The following is a 5,382-nucleotide window of genomic DNA, read 5'->3' on the forward strand; positions in this document are numbered from 1 at the left end:
GCGCCGGTCCGCCGCCGCCCGCCAGAGCACCGCCGAAGGCACGGCCACCGCCGCCGCCACCGCCGCCGCCCGCCGAACCGAGCTGGGCCGTGAGCGTCGGGCTGACGGCCGTGACGAGATACGCGCCGCCGAGCCCCAGCGCGATACCGAGCACCCCGCCGAGCAGACCGTTGACGAGCGCCTCGCCCACGACCTGACGGGTCACCCGGCCGCTCTTCCAGCCGAGCGCCTTGAGCGTGCCGAACTCCCGTACCCGGCGGCTGACCGCCGAGGAGGTGAGCAGACCGGCCACCAGGAAGGCGGCGATCAGCACGGCGACGGAGAGCCATGTGCCGACGGTCGTGGCGAGGTCGGAGGCGGTGGACAGCGAGCCGGACACGGTGTCCGCGAGATCGGCCGACGTGGTGACGGTCGTGTCCGGGACGTTCTTCTGGATGGCGGCCTTGACGCCCTCGATCTGCTGCGAGTCGGCGGCCTTCACATAGACCGTGGTGATCTTGTCCTTGGAGTCGGCCAGGGTCTGGGCCTTCTTCAGCGGGATGTAGAGGTTGGCGGCGGCATCGCCGCTGTCGGCCGTGGCGACACCGACGACGGTGAACTTCGTGCCGGAGATGGTCACGGTCTTGTCGACCGCGAGGCTCTTCTCCTTGGCGTACGCGCTGTCGACGATCGCGACGGCCGCGTCGGTCTCGCCGCCGGTGAAGGCGCGGCCCGAGGTGATCTTGGAGGAGGTGAGCGGGCCGAGTGCGGGCGCGGAGACGTCGGTGCCGTACACCGAGTAGCTGTCGACGTCGAACGCGGCGCCGCCGCCCCGGACCTCGCCGTCCCCGGCGCCGCCGCCACCGGCCCTTCCGCCGCCCTCCGGCGGAGTGAACTCGCCGGGCTTGAACTCACCGTTGACCTTGAGCACGGTCAGGCTCAGCCCGCCGACGGCGTCGGCGACACCGTCCTGGTCGCCGACCTTGGTGACGGTCGAGGCGGCGAGCGTCTGGAGGCCCTGGACCAGCACCCGGTCACTGCTCTGCTCCGAGTCGTCGCCCTTGGCGTCGAACTCGAAGCGGGGCCTGGTCTGGCCGCCCTCGGCGGGCGGTGCGGCGGCCTTGGTGACGGTCATGTCGGTGCCCAGGCCGTACAGCGAGTGCAGGACCTTGTCCTGTGCCTGGCTCATACCGGAGGAGACGGAGCTGACGATGATCACCAGCGCGATACCCAGGGCGAGCCCCGAGGCGACGACGAGCGCCGCCTTTCTGCGACGGCGCAGCTCGCGCCCGAGATAGGTGAAGAACATGGACGTGAAGCTAGGCAGCGGGCGTGATGAAGTGTTGAGGCCCGGGTGAGAGCTGGATGAGAACGCGAACGGCGGCGGCACCACGAGGGTGCCGCCGCCGTCGGGCGTACGCGGGGAGAGCCGGGCCCGGCCGGGCCGTACGAGGGCTCCCGGCCCGGATCAGACCTGCGAACCGGCCTGCCAGTCCGCCCAGTTGAGGTTCCAGCCGTTGAGGCCGTTGTCGGGCTTGATGGTCTTGTCCGGGGAGTTCTTGACGATGACGACATCGCCGATGAGCGAGTTCTCGTAGAACCACGCGGCCGGCTGGTTGGGGTCGCCCGCGCCCTTCACGTCCGCCAGACCGACACAGCCGTGGCTGGTGTTGGCGGTGCCGAAGATGGACTTGGCGCCCCAGTAGTTGCCGTGGATGAAGGTGCCGGACGTGGACAGCCGCATGGCGTGCGGGACGTCCTTGATGTCGTACTCGCCCTTGCCGTCGTTGTCCGTGAAGCCGACCGTGGCGCCGTTCATCCGGGTCTCCTTGAACTTCTCGGAGATCACCATCTGACCGTTGTACGTCGGGTTCTCCGGGGAGCCCGAGGAGATCGGGATCGTCTTGACCGTCGCGCCGTCGCGGGTGACCGTCATGGTCTTCTTCTGGGCGTCGACGGTGCTGACCTGGTTGCGGCCGATCGTGAACGTGACCGTCTTCTGCTGGACGCCGAAGACACCGTCGGCGCCCTCGACACCGTCCAGGTCCAGCTTGAGCGTGACCGTCGAGTTGCCCTGCCAGTACTGCTCGGGGCGGAAGTCGAGCCGCTGCGAGCTGAACCAGTGGCCGACGACCTCCTGGCCGCTGCTGGAGGTGACCGTGATCCCCTCCTGGACGGCCTTCTGGTTGGTGATCGCCTTGTCGAAGTTGATCGAGACGGGCATGCCGACGCCCACCGTGGAGCCGTCCTCGGGCGTGAAGTTCCCGATGAAGCTGTTGTCGGGCGAGACCGTGGTGAAGGACGAGTTCTCGTGGGCCTCGCGGCCCTTGCCGTCCTTGGCCGACGCGGCGATCTTGTAGGTGGTGGACCGGTCGAGCTGTCCGTCCGGCTGCCAGCTCGTGGAGTCGGCGGAGAGCGTGCCCGGCACATCGGTGCCGTCCGCCGTGGTCATCGCGACCTTGGTGAGGGTGCCCTTGGTGACCGTGACCTTGGCGTCGTTGTTGATGCCGACGTTCGTCGCGCCGTTCTTCGGTGAGATGGCTATCTGGGCCTCGGAGGTGTCCTTGGCCGCCGCCTCGTCCACCTGAGCCTGCGACGACGGAGACTTCGTGTTCTCGGCGGACGCGTTGTCCGCGCCCTCGCTGCAGGCCGAAAGCACCAGTACACCGCCGAGCACCGCGGACGCGGCCATGAGGCCCCTGCGCCGCTTGCTGTCCGTCATCACACGCTTCTCCATCATCGACGCCGCCAACCCTGCCGCTAACCCTTAAGAACTGCTGTACCGGTTCGCCCGGTTCCACATCGACCAAGATGTGTCGCACACCACTCGCGGTTCCGCATGGGCGAGCCCCGGCCCGTCGCTGACGCGGACCGGGGCTTCCAGGGTGACACGCTCGTGTACTAGACCCGACCAGCCGGGGCTTCCTCCTCCTCTTCCGCCGGCTCGTCCCGATCGTCGTCGTCGAGGTCCCACTCCGCCGAGTCCGGGTCGTAGTCGATCTGCTCGCTGGTCCAGGACGCCTGGGCGAGCTGGACCCCGGGGACCGTCCTGACCAGGTCGAACGGCTCCACGAGATACGCGATCGCCTCGGCCTCGTCCTCCCCCACGGCCGTCTCGGCGTGGGCGCGCTCGTCGTCCGGCATGAACTCGTCGGCGCCGATACGGGCGAGGGCGGTGGCGCTCAGCTTCTCCGGGTCGTCGACCTCCAGCACCAATTCCACCCGAAGCCGTACATACCGTGATGTTTCTGTAGTGGTCATACGACGGAGCGTAGGGCTCAGACCCCCCGCGACTTTCCCGCGACCCGCTGCTTTCACTAGCATCGGCGCACCCAGCCAATTCGGCGTTGTCACAAGGGGGATCGATTCCGTGTCCGTCGTACGCCGACCGCTGCTGACAGCCACCGCCGCCGGGACCCTGCTCTGTGCCCTGTGGTTCGTTCCGTCCGCGAACGCCACCGATGAGCAGGGCGGGCCGGCCAGGATGTCAGCGGCCACCGCTCAGGGCCCCTCCGCCGGGGACTCCGGCACCTCGAAGAGCCCACGCCATCTCGCCCTCGCCGACACGGGCAGCGTGGACACCACGCCGTACCTGTTCGGCGGATCCGCCTTTCTGATGATCGGCGCGGGGTTCGTCGCGCACTCCCTGCGAAGAGACGCGGGCGTGCTCTGATCCATCCGCACCGCACGAAGGGCCGCCCGGAACACCGGGCGGCCCTTCGTCTCCTTCCCGGACCTCTCAGGGCCCGGACCTCTCAGGGCCCGGACCTCTCAGACCAGTGGCCCGGTCACCGGCTCCACCGCCGCGACCAGCCCGCCCGCGCGGACGAAGGCGTCGGCCGCCGCGAGATCGGGCGCGAGGAAACGGTCGGGGCCGGGGCCCTGGACACCGGCGGCGCGCAGGGCGTCGATGGCGGCCCTGGACGCGGGCGCGGGCGTCAGCCCCTCGCGCAGCTCGATCCCGCGCGTCGCGGCGTACAGCTCGACGGCGATCACCCGGGTGAGATGGTCGACGGCGGTACGGAGCTTGCGCGCGGCCGACCAGCCCATCGAGACATGGTCCTCCTGCATCGCGGAGGACGGGATGGAGTCGACGGAGGCGGGGACCGCCAGCCGCTTCATCTCGCTGACCAGGGCGGCCTGGGTGTACTGGGCGATCATCAGGCCCGAGTCGACGCCGGGGTCGTCGGCGAGGAACGGCGGCAGCCCGTGCGAGCGGTTCTTGTCCAGCAGCCGGTCCGTACGGCGCTCGGCGATGGAGGCGAGGTCGGCGGCGGCGATCGCCAGGAAGTCCAGGACGTAGGCGACGGGCGCGCCGTGGAAGTTGCCGTTGGACTCGACACGTCCGTCGGCCAGCACCACCGGATTGTCGACCGCCGAGGCCAGCTCGCGGCCGGCGACGACCTCCGCGTACTCCAGCGTGTCCCGTCCGGCGCCGGCGACCTGGGGTGCGCAGCGCACAGAGTAGGCGTCCTGGACGCGCGGCGCCTCGTCCTGCTGGAAGTGGCCGGTCAGCCCGGAGCCGGCGAGCACCCGCAGCATGTTGGCGGCGCTGACGCCCTGTCCGGGATGCGGGCGGATGGCGTGCAGCTCGGGCGCGAGGACCTTGGCGGTGCCGAGGAGGGCCTCCAGGCTGAGCGCGGCGGTGATGTCGGCGGAGGTGTAGAGCCGCTTGAGATCGGCGATCGCCATCACCAGCATGCCGAGCATGCCGTCCGTGCCGTTGAGCAGGGCGAGGCCCTCCTTCTCGCGCAGCTCGACCGGCGCGATGCCGTGCGCGGCGAGCAGCTCGCCGGCCGGCCGCACCACACCGTCGGGGCCCTCGGCGTCGCCCTCGCCCATGAGCGTGAGCGCGCAGTGGGAGAGCGGCGCGAGATCGCCGGAGCAGCCGAGCGAGCCGAACTCGTGCACGACGGGCGTGATCCGGGCGTTCAGCACGTCGGCCATGGTCCGGGCGACCTGCGGCCGTACGCCGGTACGGCCGGACGCCACGGTCTTGAGCCGCAGGAACATCAACGCCCGCACGACCTCACGCTCGACGCGCGGCCCCATCCCGGCGGCGTGCGAGCGCACGATGTTGCGCTGGAGCCGGGTCCGCAGATCCTGCCCGATGTGCCGCGTGGCAAGCGCCCCGAAGCCGGTGGACACGCCGTACACGGGCTCGGGCTTGGCGGCGAGCGCGTCCACCACCTCCCTGGCGGCGGCCATCGCCCCGAGCGCCTCGTCCCCGAGCTCAACCCGCGCGAGCCCGCGCGCGACGGCGACCACGTCCGCGCCGGTGATCCCGGCCGTCCCCACCACGACAGTGTGCATATCCATATTCAGGAGCCTACGGACTGAATCCCAACGTGTCACCTCCCGGTGGGGGGCCGTGGTGGGGGGCGTCCTCAATCGCCGGACGGG

At 70.4% G+C, this 5,382-nt stretch carries 5 protein-coding genes; 1 reads left to right on the forward strand and 4 read right to left on the reverse strand.

Features of this window, described 5'->3' with window-relative positions; genetic code table 11:
- The 3 genes from BFF77_RS24465 to BFF77_RS24475 all read right to left on the reverse strand — a co-directional run.
- Positions 1-1,288, reverse strand: a 1,288-nt coding sequence (locus tag BFF77_RS24465) for an ABC transporter permease (protein WP_066953467.1), incomplete at its 3' end; no start/stop codon positions are given.
- 159 nt (positions 1,289-1,447) lie between these two features.
- Positions 1,448-2,716 (reverse strand): L,D-transpeptidase, encoded by a 1,269-nt coding sequence (locus tag BFF77_RS24470; RefSeq protein WP_066953475.1) that lies wholly within the window; start codon positions 2,714-2,716, stop codon positions 1,448-1,450.
- A gap of 164 nt (positions 2,717-2,880) precedes the next feature.
- A complete protein-coding gene (locus BFF77_RS24475) occupies positions 2,881-3,240 on the reverse strand; it encodes a hypothetical protein (protein ID WP_066953469.1) in 360 nt (119 codons plus the stop codon).
- Positions 3,241-3,349: 109 nt separating this feature from the next.
- On the opposite strand from BFF77_RS24475, the gene BFF77_RS24480 reads away from it, so the two are divergent.
- Positions 3,350-3,652, forward strand: a complete 303-nt coding sequence (locus BFF77_RS24480; protein WP_066953471.1) for a hypothetical protein — start codon at positions 3,350-3,352, stop codon at positions 3,650-3,652.
- Between the two features lie 98 nt (positions 3,653-3,750).
- On the opposite strand, the gene hutH is transcribed toward BFF77_RS24480, so the two are convergent.
- Positions 3,751-5,298, reverse strand: a complete 1,548-nt coding sequence (hutH, locus tag BFF77_RS24485) for a histidine ammonia-lyase (protein WP_079125458.1) — start codon at positions 5,296-5,298, stop codon at positions 3,751-3,753.
- Between the last annotated feature and the right edge of the window lie 84 nt (positions 5,299-5,382).

This window comes from Streptomyces lushanensis, from assembly GCF_001700515.1.
GTDB lineage: Bacteria > Actinomycetota > Actinomycetes > Streptomycetales > Streptomycetaceae > Streptomyces > Streptomyces lushanensis.

Excerpts from the sequence above, each read along its gene's own strand:
- BFF77_RS24470 (WP_066953475.1), bottom strand. The coding sequence starts at position 2,716 with ATGGAGAAGCGTGTGATGACGGACAGCAAGCGGCGCAGGGGCCTCATG.
- BFF77_RS24475 (WP_066953469.1), bottom strand. The coding sequence starts at position 3,240 with ATGACCACTACAGAAACATCACGGTATGTACGGCTTCGGGTGGAATTG.
- hutH (WP_079125458.1), bottom strand. The coding sequence starts at position 5,298 with ATGGATATGCACACTGTCGTGGTGGGGACGGCCGGGATCACCGGCGCG.